This window comes from Streptomyces sp. NPDC093097, from assembly GCF_044754325.1.
GTDB lineage: Bacteria > Actinomycetota > Actinomycetes > Streptomycetales > Streptomycetaceae > Streptomyces.
The window spans coordinates 1-22,403 of the sequence record NZ_JBIVOW010000046.1; the positions used below are offsets into that span (position 1 = coordinate 1).

The 22,403-nt window shown below is 73.6% G+C and carries 18 protein-coding genes; 11 read left to right on the forward strand and 7 right to left on the reverse strand.

All coding sequences use genetic code 11. From position 1 onward, the window contains the following. Nucleotides 1–179 precede the first annotated feature (179 nt). The gene (locus tag ACIQE0_RS38155; RefSeq protein ID WP_402340821.1) at nt 180–1,028 is read right to left on the reverse strand and encodes a siderophore-interacting protein; all 849 of its coding nucleotides are present in this window, start codon (nt 1,026–1,028) and stop codon (nt 180–182) included. Nucleotides 1,029–1,109: 81 nt separating this feature from the next. Continuing rightward, on the reverse strand, nt 1,110–2,024 hold the full coding sequence (locus ACIQE0_RS38160; RefSeq protein ID WP_366340132.1) for a 5'-3' exonuclease: 915 nt from the start codon (nt 2,022–2,024) through the stop codon (nt 1,110–1,112). A 227-nt stretch (nt 2,025–2,251) separates the two neighbouring features. On the opposite strand from ACIQE0_RS38160, the gene ACIQE0_RS38165 reads away from it, so the two are divergent. From ACIQE0_RS38165 to ACIQE0_RS38180, 4 genes are all read left to right on the forward strand, one after another. Then, nucleotides 2,252–3,424 (forward strand): glycine betaine/L-proline ABC transporter ATP-binding protein, encoded by a 1,173-nt coding sequence (locus ACIQE0_RS38165; protein ID WP_402340824.1) that lies wholly within the window; start codon nt 2,252–2,254, stop codon nt 3,422–3,424. After that, nucleotides 3,417–6,014 carry an ABC transporter permease/substrate binding protein gene (locus ACIQE0_RS38170; RefSeq protein ID WP_402340827.1) on the forward strand — a complete coding sequence of 866 codons (2,598 nt, stop codon included), beginning with the start codon at nt 3,417–3,419 and terminating at the stop codon, nt 6,012–6,014. The genes ACIQE0_RS38165 and ACIQE0_RS38170 overlap by 8 nt, the downstream gene beginning before the upstream one ends. 204 nt (nt 6,015–6,218) lie before the next feature. Next, nucleotides 6,219–6,650, forward strand: coding sequence for a hypothetical protein (locus ACIQE0_RS38175; protein WP_402340830.1), 432 nt, complete (start codon nt 6,219–6,221; stop codon nt 6,648–6,650). 277 nt (nt 6,651–6,927) lie between these two features. After that, nucleotides 6,928–7,674: a helical backbone metal receptor gene (locus ACIQE0_RS38180; protein WP_402340833.1), complete on the forward strand. Its 747-nt coding sequence runs from the start codon at nt 6,928–6,930 to the stop codon at nt 7,672–7,674. 19 nt (nt 7,675–7,693) lie between these two features. Here ACIQE0_RS38180 and ACIQE0_RS38185 read toward each other — a convergent pair whose 3' ends face one another. After that, nucleotides 7,694–8,836 (reverse strand): TDT family transporter, encoded by a 1,143-nt coding sequence (locus ACIQE0_RS38185; protein WP_402340836.1) that lies wholly within the window; start codon nt 8,834–8,836, stop codon nt 7,694–7,696. A gap of 70 nt (nt 8,837–8,906) precedes the next feature. On the opposite strand from ACIQE0_RS38185, the gene ACIQE0_RS38190 reads away from it, so the two are divergent. Further along, on the forward strand, nt 8,907–9,863 hold the full coding sequence (locus ACIQE0_RS38190; RefSeq protein ID WP_402340839.1) for a LysR family transcriptional regulator: 957 nt from the start codon (nt 8,907–8,909) through the stop codon (nt 9,861–9,863). An 18-nt stretch (nt 9,864–9,881) separates the two neighbouring features. Here ACIQE0_RS38190 and ACIQE0_RS38195 read toward each other — a convergent pair whose 3' ends face one another. The 3 genes from ACIQE0_RS38195 to ACIQE0_RS38205 form a co-directional block, all read right to left on the reverse strand. Beyond that, nucleotides 9,882–10,592: a gamma-glutamyl-gamma-aminobutyrate hydrolase family protein gene (locus tag ACIQE0_RS38195; RefSeq protein ID WP_366340153.1), complete on the reverse strand. Its 711-nt coding sequence runs from the start codon at nt 10,590–10,592 to the stop codon at nt 9,882–9,884. A gap of 30 nt (nt 10,593–10,622) precedes the next feature. Next, complete coding sequence (gene eat, locus ACIQE0_RS38200) at nt 10,623–12,107, reverse strand: ethanolamine permease (RefSeq protein WP_366340155.1); 1,485 nt, start codon at nt 12,105–12,107, stop codon at nt 10,623–10,625. A gap of 115 nt (nt 12,108–12,222) precedes the next feature. Next, entirely contained in the window at nt 12,223–12,954 is a 732-nt protein-coding gene (locus ACIQE0_RS38205; protein ID WP_366340157.1) for an FCD domain-containing protein, read from the reverse strand. A gap of 73 nt (nt 12,955–13,027) precedes the next feature. On the opposite strand from ACIQE0_RS38205, the gene ACIQE0_RS38210 reads away from it, so the two are divergent. The 4 genes from ACIQE0_RS38210 to ACIQE0_RS38225 all read left to right on the forward strand — a co-directional run bounded on the left by ACIQE0_RS38210 (nt 13,028) and on the right by ACIQE0_RS38225 (nt 18,002). Further along, entirely contained in the window at nt 13,028–14,395 is a 1,368-nt protein-coding gene (locus ACIQE0_RS38210; protein WP_402340844.1) for a glutamine synthetase family protein, read from the forward strand. 8 nt (nt 14,396–14,403) lie between these two features. Further along, nucleotides 14,404–15,777 (forward strand): aldehyde dehydrogenase family protein, encoded by a 1,374-nt coding sequence (locus tag ACIQE0_RS38215; RefSeq protein WP_402340847.1) that lies wholly within the window; start codon nt 14,404–14,406, stop codon nt 15,775–15,777. A gap of 47 nt (nt 15,778–15,824) precedes the next feature. Next, complete coding sequence (locus tag ACIQE0_RS38220) at nt 15,825–16,625, forward strand: 3-oxoacyl-ACP reductase (protein ID WP_402340849.1); 801 nt, start codon at nt 15,825–15,827, stop codon at nt 16,623–16,625. A gap of 87 nt (nt 16,626–16,712) precedes the next feature. Continuing rightward, on the forward strand, nt 16,713–18,002 hold the full coding sequence (locus ACIQE0_RS38225) for a haloacid dehalogenase-like hydrolase (protein ID WP_402340852.1): 1,290 nt from the start codon (nt 16,713–16,715) through the stop codon (nt 18,000–18,002). Between the two features lie 36 nt (nt 18,003–18,038). Here ACIQE0_RS38225 and ACIQE0_RS38230 read toward each other — a convergent pair whose 3' ends face one another. Next, entirely contained in the window at nt 18,039–19,262 is a 1,224-nt protein-coding gene (locus ACIQE0_RS38230) for an amino acid deaminase/aldolase (protein ID WP_402340855.1), read from the reverse strand. 216 nt (nt 19,263–19,478) lie between these two features. On the opposite strand from ACIQE0_RS38230, the gene ACIQE0_RS38235 reads away from it, so the two are divergent. Beyond that, nucleotides 19,479–20,990 carry a hypothetical protein gene (locus tag ACIQE0_RS38235; RefSeq protein WP_402340858.1) on the forward strand — a complete coding sequence of 504 codons (1,512 nt, stop codon included), beginning with the start codon at nt 19,479–19,481 and terminating at the stop codon, nt 20,988–20,990. Next, nucleotides 20,987–22,156 (forward strand): type VII secretion-associated serine protease mycosin, encoded by a 1,170-nt coding sequence (gene mycP, locus ACIQE0_RS38240; RefSeq protein ID WP_402340861.1) that lies wholly within the window; start codon nt 20,987–20,989, stop codon nt 22,154–22,156. The genes ACIQE0_RS38235 and mycP overlap by 4 nt, the downstream gene beginning before the upstream one ends. The last annotated feature ends 247 nt before the right edge of the window (nt 22,157–22,403 follow it).

The following is a 22,403-nucleotide window of genomic DNA, read 5'->3' on the forward strand; positions in this document are numbered from 1 at the left end:
CGGGGCTGGGGGTGTCCGGACGTAAAGCGCAGCAGTCCGGACACCCCCAGCCCCGCAGACCCGCCACCGCACCCAACAGCCCCGCGCAGCGGACAACCAGCAAGCGCCGCAGGCGCAAAAGACAGCAACCCCCGCGGCGGGGAAGCCAACAACGTGGGAAGCAAAGCCAAGCGCAAGCGTCACGCCGCCGCAGGCTCCTGTTCGGCCTCGACCTGGGCGTTCCAGTCACGCTTGCCGGCCTGCCAGCCGTCCTCGTCGTGGCCGCTGCGCCAGTAGCCGGAGATCGACAGCGCCTCGCGAGGGATGGCGCGTTCGACGCGGAGCAGTCGGCGCAGCTCCTTGACGAAGCCCGCCTCGCCGTGCACGAACGCCTGGACCCGGCCCGGCGGGAAGGTCAGGTCCCGTACGAAGCGGACGAGTTGGCGGCCGACCGGGGCGGCGTCGCGGTACACCCAGGTGATCTCCACGCCGGGCGGGGCGGTGAGTTCCTGCCGGTCCTCGGGGCCGGCGACCTCGATGAAGGCGTGCGCGACCGCGTCCGCCGGCATCCGGGCCAGCGCGGCGGCGATGGCCGGCAGGGCGCTCTCGTCGCCGGCCAGCAGATGCCAGTCGGCACTCGCCTCGGGGGCGTAGGCGCCGCCGGGGCCGAGGAACATGATCTCGTCGCCGGGCCGCGCGGCCGCCGCCCACGGCCCGGCCAGTCCGCTGTCGCCGTGCACGACGAAGTCCACGGTCAGCTCGCGCGCCTCCGGGTCCCAGGCGCGCACGGTGTACGTGCGCGTCCGGGGCCACTGGTCGCGCGGCAGCTCGGCGCGGATGCGGGCCATGTCGAACGGCTCGGGGTAGTCGACGTCCGGCAGCGGGAAGACGAACTTGACGTAGTGGTCGGTGTACGTACCGGCGTCGAACGCCGCCAGTCCCTCGCCGTCGAGGACCACGCGCACCATGTGCGGGGTGAGGTGCTCGGTGCGCCGCACCCGGGCGCGGTGCAGTGTGGGCGTGCTGCGGGCCGGTCGCTCTGCTGCCACGGCTTCTCTCCCCTGAAAGCAGTCGGGACGGGGCGCACCCGAGGGGCGACCCTGCCTGTTAGGTATACCTAACCTAACAGGTCACGGTCGGAGTGTGGCCAGCAATCGCTGCAATGAGCCACCGAGCCCCCACTGGTCGGCCAGCGCCTCCAGCCGCTCCGGATCGGCCGGTTCGGCGGGCAGCGCGAAGTCGACGTCCGGGACCGGGACGTCGGTCGCCACCCGGACGACCTTGGGGGCGACGGCGAGGTAGGGCCGCGCCTCGGTGAGCCGCTTGCGCTGGGCCGGGGTGACCTTGGAGGCCGGATCCTCGGCGGCGGCGACGATGCCGGCCAGGTCGCCGTAGGCGTCCAGCAGCTTCGCGGCGGTCTTCTCGCCGATGCCCGGCACGCCCGGCAGGCCGTCGCTGGGGTCGCCGCGCAGCAGTGCCAGGTCCGCGTAACCGGGGCCGTCCACCCCGTACTTGGCGCGCAGCAGCGCCTCGTCGGTGAGCTGGAGGGTGCCGACGCCCTTGAGCGGGTACAGCACGCGGATGCCGCGGGCGTCGTCGACGAGCTGGAAGAGGTCGCGGTCGCCGGTGACGATGTCGACCGGGCCCTTCGCCCGCGCCGTCAGGGTGCCGATGACGTCGTCGGCCTCGTAGTCGGCGGCGCCGATCCGGGCGATGCCCAGCGCGTCCAGCACCTCCTCGATCACCGGGACCTGCGGGGAGAGGGTGTCCGGGACCTCCTCCACGTCCGGCCCGGTGGATCCGGCCGGGGCCTCCTCGGCGACCCGGTGCGCCTTGTAGGAGGGGATCAGGTCGACCCGCCACTGGGGGCGCCAGTCGGCGTCCATGCAGGCGACCAGGTCGTCGGGGTGGTGGTCCTGGACGAGCCGGGCGATGAAGTCCAGCAGTCCGCGCACCGCGTTCACCGGGGTGCCGTCCGGGGCTTTGACCGATTCCGGTACCCCGAAATAGGCCCGGAAGTAGAGGGATGCGGTGTCGAGGAGCATCAGGCGTCGAGTCACACCTCGCATGATGCCGTATGCCCCAAACGTGACTTCAGTGTGAGCCATCTCACCGTTGTGTTTGAGCCGGATAAAGCAGGGCAGGCGCGCAGCCGGAGCGGACCCGGTTGCGGTTTCAACATGTCGCCGGTGAAGACGAGCGGAACTCGTCCCGTGCCACGACCTGCCAGCGGGGGCGGCGGGTCGTTTCTCGCTCGACAAGAGAGGTATATGTGTCCAGGCTGCAAGCCGAACACCTGTACAAAGTGTTCGGCAGACGACCCGAGGACGCGGTGCGCAAGCTCCAGGCCGGTGCCGGCCGGGAGGAGCTGCGGGCCGATGGCACCACCGCCGCGGTGATCGACGCGTCCATCGAGGTGGACGAGGGTCAGATCTTCGTCGTCATGGGTCTGTCCGGGTCCGGTAAGTCCACGCTGCTGCGCATGCTCAACGGGCTGCTGGAGCCGACCGCGGGCTCCGTCCGCTTCGACGGCCAGGACCTCACCTCGCTCAAGCCCAAGGAGCTGCGCGCCGTCCGCTCTCGGAAGATCTCCATGGTCTTCCAGCACTTCGCGCTCTTCCCGCACCGCAGCGTGCTGGAGAACGCCGCCTACGGCCTGGAGGTCCAGGGCGTGGCGCGGGCCGAGCGGGAGCGGCGCGCCACCGAGGCGCTGGAGCTCGCCGGGCTCAAGGGCTGGGAGAAGTCCTGGCCCGACGAGCTCTCGGGCGGTATGCAGCAGCGCGTCGGTCTGGCCCGCGCGCTGGCCACCGACGCCGATCTGCTGCTGATGGACGAGTCCTTCAGCGCGCTCGACCCGCTGATCCGCCGCGATATGCAGGACCAGCTGCTGGAGCTCCAGAAGACGCTGAAGAAGACCATCGTCTTCATCACCCACGACCTCAACGAGGCGATGCGGCTCGGCGACAAGATCGCGGTGATGCGCGACGGCCGGATCGTCCAGACCGGCAGCGCCGAGGACATCCTGGTCCGCCCGGCCAACGACTATGTCGCCTCCTTCATCCAGGACGTCGACCGCAGCCGGGTGCTGACGGCCGGCGCCGTGATGGCCGAGGTCGGCACCGTCCTGGGTATGACCGCCCCGGACGGGGCGAAGCTCGGCACCGCCGCCCAGTTCCGGGCCGCCGCCCCCGCCACCGTCGGCGCCGACACCCCGCTCGCCGAGCTGTTCGGCGCCTGCGCGACCAGCGCCGTGCCGGTCGCGGTCACCGACGAGCGCGGTGAGCTGGCCGGCGCGGTCACCGCGGAGCGGCTGCTGGCCGTCCTGGGGGAGCCGGTCCGGTCGGACGCCCCGGCCGCCGTGGCGCCGCCCGCCGCCCGTACCGCCTCCGTCGGCGCATCCGCCGCCGACCGCGAGACTGAAGGGACGGTGGCCGCCGATGCCTAGGATCCAGATAGGCAGCTGGGCCAATGACGCCGTCAACTGGCTGCGGGACAACCTCGACTGGCTGTTCAACTTCATCACCACGGTCCTCAACGGCCTCTACAACGCCATCCACACCGTCCTCGCGGCCCCCGAACCGCTGATCCTGGCCGGCATCCTCGCGGTGCTGGCCTGGTGGCTGCGCGGGCTGCCGGCCGCGGTGCTCACCTTCCTCGGCTTCGCGCTGATCGACTCCATCCAGCAGTGGAGCCCGACCGTCGAGTCGCTCTCGCTGGTCCTGGTGGCCTGCCTGATCACCGTCGTGGTCGCGGTGCCGCTGGGCATCTGGGCGGCCCGCAGCAAGGTCGTCGGCGGGGTGCTGCGCCCGGTGCTGGACCTGATGCAGACGATGCCGGCGATGGTCTACCTGATCCCCGGCATCCTCTTCTTCGGCCTCGGTGTCGTCCCCGGCATCGTCGCCACCATCGTCTTCTCCATGCCGCCCGCGGTCCGGATGACCGAACTGGGCATCCGGCAGGTCGACGGGGAACTGGTCGAGGCGGCCGAGGCGTTCGGCACCCACCCGCGGAGCACCCTGCTGCGGGTCCAGCTGCCGCTGGCGCTGCCGACGATCATGGCCGGTATCAACCAGGTCATCATGCTCGCGCTGTCCATGGTCGTGATCGCCGGCATGGTCGGCGGCGGCGGCCTCGGTGCGTCCGTCTACAACGCCATCAGCTCGGTCAACGTGGCCCTGGGCGCCGAGGCCGGCCTCGCGGTGGTCATCCTCGCCATGTACCTGGACCGGATGACCGGCGCGCTCAACCAGCGGGTCTCCCCGCTCGGCCGGCGGGCGCTGGCCAAGGCGCAGGCGGCGCTGGGCGGCTGGAAGTTCCTCCAGTGGCGGCCGGCGACGTCGGTGGCCATGGTCGGCGTCGTCGTGCTGGCGCTGCTGGCCGGTGGCATGGGCTACTTCGGCAAGAGCGGCGGCGCGTCCGGCGGCAACGGCAAGCCGATCACCCTCGGCTACGTCAACTGGGACGAGGGCAAGGCCACCACGTATCTCTGGAAGGAGATCCTGGAGGAGCGCGGCTACAAGCCCAAGCTCCAGTCCCTGGAGGCCGGCCCGCTCTTCGCCGGCCAGGCCCGCGGCGACATCGACGTGCAGACCAACGCCTGGCTGCCGGTCACCCACGCCGAGTACTGGAAGAAGTACAAGGACCAGCTGGAGGACCTCGGCACCTGGTACGACAAGACCTCGCTGGAGATCGCGGTCCCGTCCTACGTCAAGGACGTCAAGACCCTCGACGACCTCAAGGGCAAGGGCGCCGAGTTCGGCGGCAAGATCACCGGTATCGAGCCGGGCGCCGGCGAGATGAAGATCCTCAAGGACAAGGTCCTGAAGGACTACGGCCTGGGCGGCGAGTACAAGGTGCAGGAGTCCAGCACCGCCTCCATGCTCAGTGAGCTGGACCGCTCGATCCACGACAAGAAGCCGATCGCGGTCACCCTCTGGTCCCCGCACTGGGCGTACGACAAGTACCAGCTCACCAAGCTCAAGGACCCCAAGGGCTCCTTCGGTTCCGGTGACGGTCTGCACCTGCTGGGCCGCAAGGGCTTCGCCAAGGACATGCCCGAGGTCGCCGCGTGGATGAAGGACTTCCACCTGGACGAGAAGCAGCTCACCAGCCTGGAGAACGACATCAAGTCGGCCGGTCAGGGCCATGAGCAGGACGGCGTCCGCACCTGGCTGAAGAAGAACCCCGGCTTCGTCGAGAAGACCGCGCCGTCCGCGCACGCCACCTACGCCAAGGGCGCGGACGCCGGAGCGGCCCCCAACATCGGCTACCCGGCGTGGGACGAGGGCATCGCCACCGCCTATCTCTGGAAGAACGTCCTCCAGAAGCGCGGCTACCAGCCCAATCTGCGCAACCTCGACGTCGGGCCGATGTGGACCGGCCTGTCCACCGGCCAGATCGACGTGGAGACCGACGGCTGGCTGCCGGTCGCCCAGAAGCAGTACTGGGACCAGTACAAGGACGACCTGGTCGACCTCGGTGCCTGGTACGACAAGACCTCGCTGGAGATCGCGGTCCCGTCCTACGTCAAGGGCGTCAAGACCATGGACGACCTGCGGGAGCACCAGGACGAGTTCAAGGGCAAGATCATCGGCATCGAGCCGGGCACCGGTGCGATGCAGCGCCTGAAGAGCACCGTCCTGCCCGCCTACGGGCTGACGGACATCCAGGTCACCTCGGCCGGCACCAGCGCCATGCTGGCGGAGCTGGAGCGGGCGTACCACAAGAAGGAGCCGATCGCGGTCGTCCTGTGGTCGCCGCACTGGGCGTACAGCAAGTACCAGCTCACCAAGCTCGCCGACCCCAAGGGCACCTGGGGCGCCAACAACCAGATCAAGACGCTCGGCAACAAGAGCTTCCCGAAGAAGTTCCCGGAGTTCGCCGGCTGGCTGAAGAACTGGAAGATGACCCCCGACGAGCTCGGCAGCCTGGAGAAGGACATCCAGGACGCCGGAAAGGGCAACGAGGACAAGGGCGTCGAGAAGTGGATCGGCGACCACCCGGGCATCGTCGACAAGATGGCACCGGTGAAGTAGCCCCGGACCACGGGCACATGGCGGCGCGCCCCGCCCCGGCAACGGCCGGGACGGGGCGCGCCGTCGTCGGTGGACGGGGGCGCGGCGGCGGCCACCTGACTGGGCCCGCCCGCCTGGCCGGGCCGGCGGGCCGGTGGTTCGCTCGCCCTGGGCCGGTGTCCGTCGTCGGCGGCCGCCGCGGCCGCGGCCGGCCGGGAGTCGACCGTGCACGCTGCGCGTCCCACCGCCGCCGCCCTGCTGACCCTCCTCCTGCTCACGGCGACCGCGCCCGCCGCCCGGGCCGCGGCGGAGCCGGATCCGGTGGTGGCCGGTGAGCGGGTCAGCATCAGCGACGACGGGCGGTGCGGGGTGGCGGGCGGGGCCACCGCCGCCTCGGAGCTGTTCGGTGCGGTGCCGCTGCGGCCCGGCGTCCAGGGGATGGCCGCCGAGGTCGGGGTCGACGAGGAGACCGAGCCGGGCCGCTACCAGGTGACCATCGAGTGCGGGCGGGGTGGGGCGCGGCATGTGCAGACCGTCACGGTGACGGAGGGGCGGGCCGAGGGGGTGGGGCTGGTCCAGGCGGCGGCGGGGGTGGCGTTGTTGGGGGTGGCGGGTGGGGCGGCGTATCTGCTCCGCCGGGGCGCTGCGCGGGGCTGATTCCCACGTGGTCGGGTTTCCCGCCGCGGGGGTTGCTGTTTTCGCGCCTGCGGCGCGTTGGCTTTGCCCGCTGCGCGGGGCTTGTCGGCCGCGGTGCCGGGTCTGTGGGGCTGGGGGTGTGTCCGGACTGCTGCGCTTTACGTCCGGACACACCCCCAGCCCCACAGACCCGTCCCCTCCCGTTGGGGGTGGGGAGAACGGGGTGGGTAGGGCGTTCCGGCGGTGGGTTGGTGTGGCAAGTGGGGGTGGGGTGGAGGGGTTGGGGAAGGGTGGGGCTATGAGCGTGCGCAGTGTGGTGTCTTTGGTGCCGTCGTTGACCGAGGCGGTGGCGGTGAGTGCGCCGGGGTTGTTGGTGGGGGCGACCGACTGGTGCAGTCATCCGGCCGGGCTTGATGTCGTGCGGATCGGGGGGACGAAGAATCCCGATGTCGCGCGGATCGCCGCGTTGGCTCCGGATCTGGTGATCGCCAACGAGGAGGAGAACCGGGCGCAGGATCTCGACGCGTTGCGGGCGGCGGGGCTGAGTGTGCTGGTCACCGAGGTGCGGACGGTGGAGCAGGGGTTCGCGGAGCTGGCGCGGGTGTTGGTGGCGGGGTGTGGGCTGGCGCGGCCCGGGTGGCTGGACGAGGCCGAGGATGCCTGGCGGGGGCTGCCGGGCCGGGCGCCGGAGCGGGCGGCGGTGGTGCCGATCTGGCGGCGGCCCTGGATGGTGCTGGGGCGGGACACCTTCGCGGGGGATCTGCTGGCCCGGCTCGGGGTGCGCAACGTCTACGCCGGCCATGCCGACCGTTATCCGCGGATTCCGCTCGACGAGCTCACCGCCGTGCCGGCGGACCTGGTCGTGCTGCCGGACGAGCCGTACCGCTTCGCCGCGGACGACGGGCCCGAGGCGTTTCCGGGGCTGCCCGCCGCGCTGGTCAGCGGGCGCCATCTGACCTGGTACGGGCCGTCGTTGGTGGCCGCTCCGGAGGTGCTGGGGGCGGCGTTGGACGGTGCGGCGCTGCTGCGCCGCACCGGTCACTGACCGGGGCGCGGGCGGGTCGTCAGGCCGTGGCGGGCCGTGGTGGTGCCAGCAGGCGGCCGGTCGCCAGGCCGTGGGCGGTGCGGGTCCCGGCCACCGCGACCGCCGTCACCAGGACCGCGAACAGGGCCATCGTGAGCCAGTCGAAGGCCGCCAGGCCGGTGTGCCGGGCCAGTCCCGCGGCGCCGGTGACGCAGGTGCCGACCGGGAAGGTGAAGCCCCACCAGGTCATCGCGAAGCCCATGCCGTGGCGGGCGGCGCGCAGGACGAGGGCCGCGGCCAGTGCCAGCCACAGGAGGGCGAAGCCGAGGATCGGCACGCCGTAGAGCACCGCGAAGGCGCTCATGGCGTGCGCGTACGACGGGGGGACGACGCCGGGGGCGGCGTCGGCGAGGTTGTTCACGGCCGTGGTGGACTGGCCCAGCGGGCCGAGGACGAGGAAGAGGGTGGGAGTGAGGGCCAGCGGCAGCGGCCCGTGGTGGAACAGCCGGCCCAGCACCAGCGGGAGTACCGCCAGGGTCATCAGCAGCGACATCCCGAACATCGCGTAGCAGGCCAGCAGCAGCGTCTCCCGGGGCTGGCCGGGCGGCAGGTGCGGCACCAGCGCGGGGCCCAGTGCCGCCGAGACCATCGGGGCGACCAGCGGCAGCAGCCACACCGGTGAGGCGCTGCCCTCGGGGATCGTGTGCCGGGCCACCATCAGGTAGGGGATGCCTGCCGCGGCGACCAGGCCGATCAGGGTTCCGGCGCTCCACAGCACGGTGTCGGCGGCCACCGCGGCGGGCTCGCCGAGCACGTCCCGGCCCACAGCCAGGGTGCCGCCGCCCACCGCGAGCAGCGCCATCGCCAGGCACCCGTAGAACGGTGCGACGGCCGGGTCGAGCAGATGGCGGCGGGCCTGGTCGTGGTGGCGGGCCCAGTGGACGGCGCGTGCGGTCAGCAGGGTGAGCAGCATCAGCGCGGACAGCGCCCAGACCACCTGGTAGGCGGTGCGGAGGCCGGGTGCGGTGAGCGGCAGCACGGCGCCGGCGTTGGCGACGATCGCGGTGCCCATGACGGCGGCGTACCAGTTGGGGCCGAGCCGGCGCACCGAGGGACCGGTGCCGGGGGCGCCGGTGCGGGGGGCGGTGGGGTTCGGGGACGGGGCGTGGGCGAGCGGGGGCATGCCACCAGGGTCGCCGGTGCGGGCGGCGCCCACCAGGGACTTTGCCTCTATGAGGGCATAAGCTGGGGTGATGAGTGGGGACACGCAGGGGCGGGCCGGGGCGCCGGAAGCGGGCGCCGGGGTTCCGCTGCACCACCGGGTGCCGGACCTCGGGGCGCTGGAGCTGCTGCTCGCCGTCGCCCGGCTCGGCAGTCTGGGCCGGGCCGCCCGGGCGCAGGGCATCACCCAGCCCGCCGCCAGCAGCCGGATCCGGTCCATGGAACGGCAGTTGGGGCTGGCGCTGGTCGAACGGTCGCCGCGCGGTTCCCGGCTCACCGACGCCGGGACGCTGGTCACGGACTGGGCGCGCCGGGTGGTGGAGGCCGCCGAGGCGTTCGACGCCGGCGCCCAGGCGCTGCGCGGGCGGCGCGACTCCCGGCTGCGGGTCGCGGCCAGCCTGACCATCGCCGAGTACCTGCTGCCCAGCTGGCTGATCGCGCTGCGCGGGCAGCGCCCGGGGACGGCGGTGTCGCTGCTGGCGGGGAACTCCCGCGCGGTCGCCGAGCGGCTGCTGGCGGGTGAGGCGGACCTCGGCTTCGTGGAGGGGCTGGACGTCCCGGCGGGGCTGGACGGCGTGGTCGTCGGGCGCGACCGGCTGGTCGTGGTGGCCGCCCCGTCCCATCCGTGGGCCCGGCGCCGTACCGGACTGACCGCCGCCGAACTGGCCGCGACCCCGCTGATCCTCCGGGAGCGCGGTTCGGGCACCCGGCAGGTGCTGGACGCGGCGCTGGCCGCGGCAGGGGGGCTGGCCGAGCCGCTGCTGGAGCTCGCCTCGACCACCGCGGTGAAGTCCGCTGCGGTCAGCGAGGCGGCGCCGTCCGTACTGAGCGAACTGGCGGTCCGGGAGGAGCTGACCGGCGGCCGGCTGGTGGAGGTCCCGGTGCGTGAGCTGGAGCTCGGCCGCGAGCTGCGTGCGGTGTGGCCGGCGGGCCGGCGCCCGGTGGGCCCGGCCCGCGACCTGCTGGGGCTGACCCGGCGGGGGTCCTGACCCGCCGGGCCCCCGCGCTCACACCTCGGCCGGCGCCGCCCCGCGGGCCGCCGCCACCAGCGCGTCCATCACCCGGGTGTCCTCCCCGGCCTCCGGATGCCACTGCACCGCCAGCGTGAAGGCCGGCGCGTTCGGCAGCTCCACCGCCTCGATGGTGCCGTCCTCCGCGTACGCCGAGACCACCAGCCCGCTGCCGAGCCGGTCCACCGCCTGGTGGTGGTAGGTCGGCACGGTCACCGGCTCGGGCAGCGTCGTGCCCAGCAGCGTGCCGGGCACCGCCGTGACCTCGTGCCGGCCGAAGACGCCGGGCGGGCCGCTGTGCCCGTCGAGGTGCTGGACGAGGGTGCCGCCGAGCACCACGTTGAGCAGTTGCAGGCCCCGGCAGATGCCCAGCAGCGGCACCCGGGCCGCCAACGCCGCCTCGATCAGGGCCAGTTCCCAGGCGTCGCGGTCCAGGGCGGGCGGTCCGGTGCGGGGGTGCGGCTGGGCCCCGTAGCGGGCCGGGGCGACGTCCGCGCCGCCGGCGATCACCAGTCCGTCCAGCCGGGCGACGGTCGCCGCGGCGGTCTCCGGGTCGCCGGGCGGCAGCAGCGCGGCCAGCCCGCCCGCGCGCCGCACCAGGCGCGGGTAGCCGGCCGGCACCAGCGCCGCGGGCAGCGTCCACACGCCCCACCGGGCCTCTTCCTGGTAGGTGCTGATGCCGATGAGCGGGGGATGCGGCTGGGACATCGGGTCCTCCGTGCGGTGGGGGCGGGCGGGTCAGTCGCGTTCGAGCTCGGCCTCGGCGGCGGCCAGCGCCGCGAACTCCTCCTCGGGCGCGGCCGCCACCAGGCGGTGGCGGGAGTAGCAGGCGAAGTAGGCCAGGGCGATCCCGTAGACGCCCAGTGCGATCAGCGCGGCCTCCTTGTCGACCAGGAACGTCGCCACCAGCGCCGAGCATGCCAGGACGAAGGCGACGGCGGAGGTCAGCATGCCGCCCGGGGTGCGGTACGGGCGGTGCAGAGCGGGTTCGCGGCGGCGCAGCACGAGGTGCGAAAGGGCCATCAGGGCATAGGAGATGGTGGCGCCGAAGACCGCGACGTTGAGCATCCGGGCGCCGTCGCCGGTGGCCGCGGCGAGCCCGAAGCCCAGCGCGCCGGGCACCAGCAGCCCCAGGTAGGGCGCCTTGCGGCGGCTGGTCAGGGAGAGGAAGCGGGGCAGGTAGCCGGCCCGGGAGAGCGCGAAGAGCTGCCGGGAGCCGGCGAAGATGAGGGAGAAGAAGGACGCCACCAGCCCGGCCAGTCCGGCGTAGTTGACGATCCGGCTGACCGTGGTCGGGACGCCGTGCGGCTGGAGCGCCTGCACCAGCGGGTCGCCGACGGACTGGATCGCGGCCGAGCCGCGCGCCCCGGTCGCCGCGGTGAAGGTGACCACCGCGAGCAGCACCAGCACGCCCATCGCGGCCGCCATCGCCCGGGGCAGCACGCGGACCGGGTCCCGGGTCTCCTCCGCCGCGAGCGGTACGCCCTCCACGCCCAGGAAGAACCACATCCCGAACGGGAACGCCGCCCAGATCCCCAGCACCCCGAACGGCAGCCATGAACTCGCCCCGAAGGCACCGGACTTGACGGGGATGTCGTTGAGCGCGTCCACGTGGAAGTTGCTGAGGGCCGCGAGGGCGAAGACGAGCAGTGCGGCGACCGCGATCGCGGTGACCACCAGGCTGAAGCGCAGCGCCTCGCCCACGCCCCACAGGTGGATCCCGATGAAGAGCACGAAGCAGGCGAGGTAGACGGGCCAGCCGGAGTGCAGTCCGAACAGGCCCAGCGATTCGACGTAGTCGCCGATGAAGATCGAGATCGCGGCGGGTGCCAGGACGTACTCGATCAGGATCGCGGTGCCGGTCAGGAAGCCGCCCCAGGGGCCCAGGGCGCGGCGGGCGAAGCCGTAGCCGCCGCCCGCGGTGGGCAGGATCGAGGCCAGCTCCGCCAGGGCGAAGACCAGGCAGGTGTACATCAGCCCCATCAGCACCGCGGCGATCGCCAGACCGCCGAAGCCGCCGTGCGCCAGCCCGTTGTTCCAGCCCGAGAAGTCGCCCGAGACGACATAGGCGACGCCCAGGCCGGTCAGCAGCAGCGGGCCGGCGCTGCCGCGGCGCAGCGTCCGCCGCTCCAGGTAGGCGCCGTCGTCGCCGTGCGGGGGTCCGCCGCCGGGGGACGCGGCGGTCTGCGCACGGGTGCTGTCGGCGTGGGTGCTGTCGGCCATGAGCCGCTCCTGCCTCGCGGGGGACAACCGGAGTAAAGGTTTAGCCGCATACCTTTGCTGTCCGGGTGGCTGAAGCGCAAGACCTGTGCGGAAAAGAACCGGGGGTGAGGGGTGTCTACCGGGCCGGTGCGGCCAGGAAGCCGCGCAGCAGCGCCGCGGTGCCGCAGCAGTGCTCCCGCATCACCTCGCGGGCGCCGTCCGCGTCGCCCTCCAGCACCGCCTCCACCAGCGCGGCGTGCTGTGCCTGGGAGTGCTCCAGGTTCCGCACCAGCAGCGGGATGCAGTCCAGCAGCTCGTTGACGCCGGCCCGGACCGCGGCGTACTGGGCGGCCAGCGACGGCGATCCGGACAGCTCCGCCAGCGTCAGGTGGAGCAGGGTGTCGCGCCGGCGGTAGTCGGCCAGCGGCGCGTCCTGGGTCGCGGCCAGCGCCTCCCGCAGCCGCTCCGCCTGCTCGTCCGACAGTCCGTGCGCCGCGCACAGCCCGGCCGCGCCGACCTCCAGCACCTCCCGGAAGCGCAGCACGTCCTCCACGTCGGTCTTCCCGATCCGGCGCCGCAGCTCCGCCTCGTCCGGGCTCTCGGTGCGCACCCGCACGAACGTGCCGCCGTACCGGCCGCGCCGGCTCTCCACCAGGCCCTCGTCCTGGAGGACCTTGAGCACCTCGCGCAGGGTGACCCGGCTGATGTGCAGCCGCTCCGCCAACTCCCGCTCCGCGGGCAGCCGTTCGCCCTGCGGCACCAGCCCGAGCCGGACGATCTGGAGTATCTGCTCCAGTGCCTCCTCGAAGCCGTTGCCCGCCCGGACCGGCCGCAGCACCGTCGCCAGCCGATCGGCCGCAGCGTCCATCGGAACCCCTTCCCAATCAATGGTTCGTGTGCCTACCTTATGCACTCCGGATGCAGCGACAGGAGGCACCACCGTGGCAGACCGCAGGCCCCCGCTCTCCGTCGAGGAGCTCACCGTCCTCGTCGACAACGGGGAGATCGACACTGTCGTCCTCGCCTTCACCGACATGCAAGGCAGGCTCCAGGGCAAGCGGTTCGCCGCCCGCTACTTCCTCGACACCGTCCTCGAACACGGCACGGAGGGCTGCAACTACCTCCTCGCCGTCGACGTCGACCTGAACACCGTCGACGGCTACGCGATGTCCTCCTGGGAGCGCGGCTACGGCGACTTCGCGATGCACGGCGACCCCGCCACCCTCCGCCGCACCCCCTGGAACCCGGGCACCGCGCTGATCACCGCCGACCTGGCCTGGCACGACGGCTCCCCGGTCGTCGCCTCGCCCCGGCAGATCCTGCGCCGCCAGCTCGACCGGCTGGCCGAGCGCGGCTGGAGTGCCCATGTCGGCACCGAGCTGGAGTTCATGGTCTTCCAGGACAGTTACGAGGGCGCCTGGTCCCGCGGCTACCGCGAGATGACCCCAACCAACCAGTGGAACGGCGACTACTCCGTCCTCGGCACCGGCCGCGTCGAGCCCCTGCTGCGCCGTATCCGCAACGAGATGGGCGCGGCCGGCATGACCGTCGAGTCCGCCAAGGGCGAGTGCAACCTGGGCCAGCACGAGATCGTGTTCGTCTACGACGAGGCGCTGGCCACCTGCGACCAGCACAGCATCTACAAGACCGGCGCCAAGGAGATCGCCGCTCAGGAGGGCAGGGCGCTCACCTTCATGGCCAAGTACGACGAGCGCGAGGGCAATTCCTGCCATATCCACCTCTCGCTCCAGGACGCGCAGGGCCGGCCGGTGCTGGCCGACGACGACGGCCCGTACGGCATGTCGCGGACCATGCGGCACTTCCTCGCCGGCCAACTCGCCGCGCTGCGCGACTTCACGCTGCTCTACGCCCCCAACATCAACTCCTACAAGCGGTTCCGCCCCGGCTCGTTCGCCCCCACCGCCGTCGCCTGGGGCCCGGACAACCGCACCTGCGCGCTGCGGGTGGTCGGCCACGGCCGCTCCCACCGGCTGGAGAACCGCCTGCCCGGTGGCGATGTGAACGCCTACCTCGCGGTCGCCGGCATGGTCGCGGCCGGCCTGTACGGCATAGAGCACGAGCTCGAACTCCCGGACGCCACCACCGGCAACGCCTACACGGGCGACGCCGCGCACGTCCCCACCACCCTCCGCGAGGCCGCCGAGCTGTGGGAGCGCAGCCCGATCGCCCGCGCCGCCTTCGGCGACGAGGTCGTCGACCACTACCGCCACATGGCCCGCGTCGAGCAGGACGCCTACGACGCCGCCGTCACGGACTGGGAGCGCTTCCGCTCCTTCGAGCGCATGTGAGGAACGCCGTGCTGCAAGAACTGACCATCCTCAACCCGGCGACCGAAGAGGTGGTGGCCACCGTCCCCACCACCTCGCCCGCCGAGGTCGACGCGGCCGTCCGCCGGGCCGCCGCGGCCCAGGAGGTCTGGGTCGCCCTCGCCCCCGGTGACCGGGCCCGGCTGCTGCGCCGGTTCGCCGACGTCGTCGACGCCCAGATCGAGGCGCTGGCCCGGCTGGAGCTGCGGGAGGCCGGCCACCCCCTGGGCAACGCCCGCTGGGAGGCGGGCAACGTCCGTGATCTGCTGTACTACGCCGCCGGGGGAGTGGAGCGCCTGACCGGCCGGCAGATCCCGGTGCCCGGCGGGCTGAACCTCACCGTCCAGGAACCGCTCGGCGTGGTCGCCGTCATCGCCCCCTGGAACTTCCCGATGCCGATCGCCGCCTGGGGCACCGCCCCCGCGCTCGCGGCCGGCAACGCGGTCCTCCTCAAGCCCGCCGAGACCACCCCGCTCACCGCGCTGCGGCTCGCCGAACTCGCCCTGGAGGCCGGCCTTCCCGAGGGCCTCTTCCAGGTCCTGCCCGGCGAGGGCCCGGTCACCGGCAGCGCACTGGTCGAGCACCCCGGCGTCGCCAAGGTCGTCTTCACCGGTTCCACCGCCACCGGCCGCCGGATCGCGGCCCAGTGCGCCGCGCAGACCAAGCGGCTGACCCTCGAACTCGGCGGCAAGAGCCCCAACATCGTCTTCGCCGACGCCGACATCGAGGCCGCCGCGGCCGCCGCCCCCGGCTCCTTCCTCGACAACACCGGCCAGGACTGCTGCGCCCGCAGCCGGATCCTCGTCCAACGCACCGTCTACGACCGCTTCCTGGAACTCCTGGAGCCCGCGGTCAAGGCGTTCACCGTGGGCGACCCGGCCGACCCGAGCACCCAGATGGGCCCGCTGATCTCCGCCGCCCAGCGCGAACGGGTCCGCTCCTACGTCCCCGAGGACGCCCCGGCCGCCATCCGCGGCGACGCCCCGGCCGGCAAGGGCTTCTGGTACCCGGCCACCGTCCTGGAGGGCCGCCCCGAGGACCGCACCGCCGTCGAGGAGATCTTCGGCCCCGTCGCCGTCGCGATCCCCTTCGACGACGAGGCCGAGGCGATCCGCCTCGCCAACGCCACCGACTACGGCCTGGCGGGCTCCCTGTGGACCCGCGACGTGGGGCGCGCGCTGCGCGTCGCGCGCGCCGTCACGGCCGGCAACCTCTCGGTCAACTCCCACAGCGCGGTGCGCTATTGGACCCCGTTCGGCGGCTTCAAGCAGTCCGGCCTCGGCCGCGAACTGGGCCCGGACGCGCTGACCGCCTTCACCGAGACCAAGAACGTCTTCATCGCCACCGAGCCCGCGGGCCCGTGACCGGCACCGCCATCCCCAGCACCGCCCATCATCAGCGAGGAGAGCAAGTGACCGACCAGACCGCCGTCTGCCGCCGCCTCGTCGGCCGGACCGCCGTGATCACCGGAGCCGGCAGCGGCATCGGCCTGGCCACCGCCCGCCGACTGGCCTCCGAGGGCGCCCATGTCGTCTGCGCCGACATCGACGAGACGGCCGGCAAGGCCGCCGCCGAGGAGGTCGGCGGCACCTTCGTCCAGGTCGACGTCACCGACGCCGAGCAGGTCGAGGCGCTCTACCAGACCGCCTTCGACACCTACGGCTCGGTGGACATCGCCTTCAACAACGCCGGGATCTCGCCGCCCGACGACGACTCCATCCTCACCACCGGCCTGGACGCCTGGAAGCGCGTCCAGGAGGTCAACCTCACCTCCGTCTACCTCTGCTGCAAGCACGCGCTGCCCTACATGCAGCGCCAGTTCGAGCAGACCGGGCGCGGCGGCTCCATCATCAACACCGCCTCCTTCGTGGCCGTGATGGGCGCCGCCACCTCGCAGATCAGCTACACCGCCTCCAAGGGCGGGGTGCTGGCGATGTCCCGCGAACTGGGCGTGCAGTTCGCCCGCGAGGGCATCCGGGTCAACGCGCTCTGCCCGGGGCCGGTCAACACCCCGCTGCTCAAGGAGCTGTTCGCCAAGGACCCCGAGCGGGCCGCGCGCCGCCTGGTGCACGTCCCGGTGGGCCGGTTCGCCGAGCCCGAGGAGATCGCCGCCGCGGTCGCCTTCCTCGCCAGCGACGACTCCTCCTTCGTCAACGCCGCCGAGTTCCTGGTGGACGGAGGCATCGCGGGCGCCTACGTCACCCCGTTGTAGCCGCCATGTAGTCTCCATGATCGAATTCGGGACCGGCGCCCGCGGGTGCCGGTCCCGCCGTGCTTCCCCCCTGGTCACGGAGGACCCATGATCACCCGCACGCGCCGGCTGCTCGCCCTGGGCCTGGCCGGCACCGCCGCGCTCGCCGCCCTCACGGCCACCACCCCCGCCACCGCTGCCACCCCCGGCGCCGCCCCGGCCCGCGCCAACTGCCCGCAGCTGTCCAAGGACCTCCCCTGGTACGGGGACAACCGCGCCAAGCTCCAGAAGATGATCGACGAACGGGGGACCTGTTCCGGCAGACATGACGGCCCCCGCCCGGTCGCCGCCTTCGACTGGGACAACACCGTCGTCAAGAACGACATCACCGACGGCACCCTGGCCTGGATGCTCCGGAACGACAAGCTCCTGCGGCCCAAGAGCTGGCGGGCCACCAACCCCTGGCTGACCGCCGCCGCCGACCGCGCGCTGACCCGCGCCTGCGGCCACGGCCCCGCCGGCCGCCCGCTGCCCACCTCCGGCCGCCCCGCCTGCGCCGACGAGATCATGGAGATCCGCAGCACGGCGAAGACCATGGGCGGTGCCGAAGCCTTCGCCGGCACCTGGAACCACCGCCGCACGGTCCCCGAATACGCCTGGATCCCCCAGCTGTTCGCCGGTCTGAAGCCCGCCACCCTCACCGCGTACGCCAAGCAGGCCCGCGCCGAGAACCTCGCCGCGCCGCTCGGCACCGTGCAGACCGTCGGCACCCACAAGGTGGCCGGCTACATCCGCTACTACGACCAGCAGAAGGACCTGATCCGCACGCTCAAGGCCGCCGGCTTCGACGTCTACATCGTCTCCGCGTCCTCCGAGGTCGTCGCCGAGGCGTGGTCCGGCGGCGTTGGGGTGGACGCCGCGCACACCCTCGGCATACGCAGCCTGGTCCGCGGCGGCAAGCTCACCACCGGCATCGCCGGCTGCGGTGACGTCAAGGACGGTCCCGGCGCGGTCATCCCGTACATCGACGGCAAGCGCTGCTGGATCAACCAGGAGATCTTCAAGATCAAGGGCGCCGAGGCGTGGCGCCAGCAGGACCCCGCGCACCGGATCGCGCTGGGCGGCGGCGACGCCACCACCGACGTCACGTTCGTGGGGGATGCCACCGGCGCCCACCTGGTGCTCAACCGCAACAAGGACGAGGTGATGTGCCGCGGTTACGACAACGCCGACGGCCGCTGGGTGGTCAACCCGATGTTCATCGACCCGCTGCCCCGCAAGTCCGGCGCCTACGCCTGCTCCACCACGGGCTACACCAACACCGACGGCACCCTCGGCCCGGTCCGCCGTGCCGACGGCACCGTGGTCGCGGACCAGCAGGACCTGATCCACGGTTGATCCGCGCCCGCCGCGTACGCGGGCGGGGCCGCACCGTCACAGGAAGGTGTGGCCCTCGCCCCGGTACGTCGGCACCGTGGCGACCACCCGGTCCCCCTCGACCAGGTGCAACCGGTCGAACCGCTCGCACAGTTCACCGGCCTTGGCGTGCCGGAACCACACCTTGTCGCCCACCGCCAGCCCGTCCGCCGCCGCCCCCAGCAGCGGCGTCTGCACCTCGCCCGGCCCCTCCTGCGGGTCGTAGCGCAGCCCGGCCGGCAGGCACGGCTCCGGCAGCCGGTCCGCCCCGGCCGCCCCCGACGCCGGATAGCCGCCGCCCAGCACCGTGACGACCCCGGGCCCCGGCCGCCGCACCACCGGCTGGGCGAACAGTGCCGCCGGACGCCCCCGGAACGACCGGAAGTTGTCGAACAGCCGCGGGACGTACAGCCCCGAACCGGCCGCTATCTCGGTGATCGCCGCCTCCGCCGCGGTGTGCTGCACGCTCCCCGTCCCGCCGCCGTTGACGAACTCCAGCCGCGGCGCCACCTGCCGCACCGCCCGCACCGCCGCCCAGCGCCGCTGCGCCAACTCCTTCCGGGCCGCCGCCTGCATCACCCGTACCGTCCGCGAGCGCATCGGCTTGCCCGCGACCTCGTCACCCACCCCCGCCACATGCCCCTCGTAGGCCATCAGTCCCACCAGTCGGAAGCCGGGGCGGCGGACCACCGTCCGGGCCAGCGCGGCGAGCGCCTCCGGGTCGCGCAGCGGCGACCGGCGCGCCCCGACCCGGACCCGTCCGCCCAACAGCCGGTAGGAGGTGTCCAGTTCGAGGCAGACGCGGATCTCCTCGCCGCTGCCCGGACCGGCCGGACGGGCGGCGTCGATCAGGTCCAGCTGCGCGGGGTCGTCGATCATCACCGTCACCGCCGCCGCCGGCTCCGGATCGCCGGCCAGCTCGGCGAAGCCGGCCCGGTCCGCCGACGGATACGCCAGCAGCACGTCCGGGAAGCCGGACCGCGCCAGCCACAGCGACTCGGCGAGCGTGAAACTCATGATCCCGGCGAAGCCGTCGCGGGCCAGCACCCGCTCCAACAGCGCCCGGCAGCGCACCGATTTGCTCGCCACCCGGATCGGCTTCCCCCGCGAACGGCGCACCAGATCGGCGGCGTTGGCGTCGAAGGCGGCCAGATCGACGACGGTCAGCGGCGCGTCGAGGTGGGCGGTGGCCCGGCTGAAGGAGGCTTTGTCGGCATACGCGTCGGCAGGCTGCGGGGACATGGCCGGCAGCCTGCCAGAGACCACTACCGCTGGGTAGGGGGACGAACCGCGCCGGATGCGACGTCGGCGCGCTTGAGGGTTGGAGCAGTGACCGGGCCAGCCCTTAAAGTGGCTCGACACCGCAACCAGCAGGTCAGCGGCGTGTTGTCCGGATACGAACCACCCTGCCCCGATTGCTTGTCGGGTCCGGGGCACACCGTGCGAGGGGGAGCGCTGGTGAGCGCCGACGCCGATTACGCCGATGCTCCGCGCATCCCACCCATACCCCCGCGCCCACCGCGGCGCCCCGCCGAACCCGCCGCCGAGCCCGCCGCCGACGAGGACCCGCAGACCACCGTCCTGCGCCCGGTCCCCGCCGAACCCGCCGGCCCCCCGAACCCCGCCGCCCGCCGCCCCCTCCCCGCCGAGACCGCCCCGGCACCCGCCACTTCGGCCCCGGCGCCCACTACCTCGGCCCCCGCCACCTCGGCCCCCGCCACCTCGGCCCCCACGCCCGCCACTTCGGCCCCGGCCCCGGCCGCCCCGGCGCCCGCACCGCCGCCGCCCGCCGCTCCGCCCCGGCCGACGAAGCCACCGGGCGCTCCGTCGCCCACCCCGGCCGCCCCGCCTCGCCCTCGCGCGGAGCCGACCGCTCCATCGCCCACCCCGGCCACCTCGCCCCGCCCCCGTACGGAGCCGCCCGCTCCGTCGACGGCCCCGGCCGCCCCGACCGCCCCGCCCCGCCCCCGTACGGAGCCGCCCGCCGCGCCGCCACCCCCCGGCGCCCCCCGGTCGTTCCGCGACACCGCCGCCTACCACCTGGCCAACAGCGCGCCCCTGTGGGGAACTCCCCGCGACCGGACCGCGAATCCCGAGCCGCCGCCCGCCGCCCCCGAGCCCCCGCCCGCCCCGGGGTGGCCCCCAACTCCCGCCCGTCCTACGGGAGTCGAGCCCGCCCCCCACCGCTCGCCGGCCGACCGGCTGCCGAGCACCCGGGTGGTGGCCGCGGCCGGCTCCCTGGTCCTCGGGATCGGCCTGATCGTCGGCGCGGCGGCCGGCAGTTGGCTGACCGGCACCCCCGCCAAGGGCACCCCGACGCCCGAGGCCGCCTTCGCCAAGGGGCAGGACGCCTGGCGCGACACCCCCGTCGACACCCTCTTCCCGCGCACCGTCGAGGGCCTGGCCGCCGGCCCCGGCGGCGCCGACCGCACCTGGATCCGGATCGCCGTCGCCCCCGACGCCGGCTGCACCGCCGCCACGGAGGGTCCGCTCGCCCAGGAACTCGCCGCGTCCGGCTGCGCCCGCCTGCTGCGCGCCACCTACGTCGACGCCACCCGCACCAGCGTCATCACCGTCGGCGTCCAGACCACCAAGGCCGACCGGGCCGGGATGATGAACCTCAACGCCCGCTTCAGCACCAACGACCTGGGTGCCCGCGCGGCCCTGATGCCGCTGCCGCTGGCCGCCAAGGGCACCCCCGCCGAGGGCTTCGGCCCGGACCAGCGCGCCAGTTGGACGGTCCGGGTGCTCACCGACATCCCCGTCGTGGTCTACGCCGTCTCCGGTTTCGCCGACGGCCGCGAGGTCGCCGAGCCGCAGCCCGCCGACGCCGCCGTCCAGCCCGGCACCGCCACCGCACCCGCCGAATCCGGCCTCGGCCACGACGCCAAGGGCCTCGCGGACAAGATCAGTACGACCTTCCGCACCGCGTCCGGCATCCCCGCGCAGCCCACGGAGCAAGCCCCATGACCACGTCCGCGCTGCGCACCGCCGCCACCGTCCTGACCGCCGCCGCACTGGCCGTGCTGCCCGCCCTGCCCGCCCGGGCCGACACCCTCCGCGCCCAGGAATGGGGCCTGGCGGCCATCCACGCCCAGGAGGCCTGGCAGACCACCAAGGGCGCCGGCGTCACCGTCGCCGTCCTGGACACCGGCGTGGACGCCGACCACCCCGACCTCAAGGGCCAGGTGCTGCCCCAGAAGGACCTGATCGGCTTCGGCGCCCGCCCCGGCGACGACACCTACGCCCAGCACGGCACCGGCATGGCCAGCGTCATCGCCGGCCACGGCCACGGCGCCGGCCGCTCCGACGGCGTCCTCGGCGTCGCCCCCGAGGCAAAGATCCTCCCGATCCGGGTGATCCTGGAGGACCACGACCCCGACCGCCGCCGGGCCCGCGACCAGAAGGCCGGCGCCCTCGCCGACGGCATCCGCTGGGCCGCCGACCACGGCGCCGACGTGATCAACATGTCCCTCGGCGACGACAGCGAGACCGCCCACCCCGACCCCCGCGAGGACGCCGCCATCCAGTACGCCCTGGGCAAGGGCATCCCGGTGGTCGCCTCGGCCGGCAACGGCGGCCTGAAGGGCAACCACGTCTCCTACCCGGCGGCCTACCCCGGCGTCATCGCCGCCACCGCCGTCACCCATCTGGACGCCCGCGCCTCCTTCTCCACCCGCCACTGGTACGCCACGGCCAGCGCCCCCGGCTACGACATCCTCATGGCCGACCACGGCACCGGCTACGTCTCCGGCTGGGGCACCAGCCCCGCCGCCGCCTTCGTCTCCGGCGCCATCGCCCTGATCCGCGCCGCCCACCGCGACCTCAGCCCCGCCCAGATCCGCACCCTGCTCACCGGCACCGCCCAGCACCGCCCCGAGAGCGGCCGCGACGACGACTACGGCGCCGGTCTCATCGACCCCGCCGCCGCCCTCAAGGCCGCAGCGGACCTCGACCCCACCCCCCAGAAGCCGGCCCCGGTCGCCTACCCGCACCGCTACTTCGGCCCCGGCCCGGTCGCCGACCCCGCCGACGACACCCCCGTCAACTGGATCCCCTGGACCCTCGGCGCCACCGGTCTGGTCCTGACGGCGGGGGCCGTCCTCCTCTGGCGACGGGGCGCTGCGCTTGGCTGAACGTCCCGCGGTGTCGGCTTTCCCGCCGTACGGGGTGCTGTTTTCGCGCCTGCGGCGCGCTGTGCTGCCGCTGCGCGGGGCTTGTCGGTCGCGGTGCGTATCCGCTGCGCGGGGCTTGTCGGTCGCGGTGCGTGTCCGCTGCGCGGGGCGTTTCGGCCGCGGTGCCGGGTCTGTGGGGCTGGGGGTGTGTCCGGACTGCTGCGCTTTACGTCCGGACACACCCCCAGCCCCACAGACCCGTCCCCTC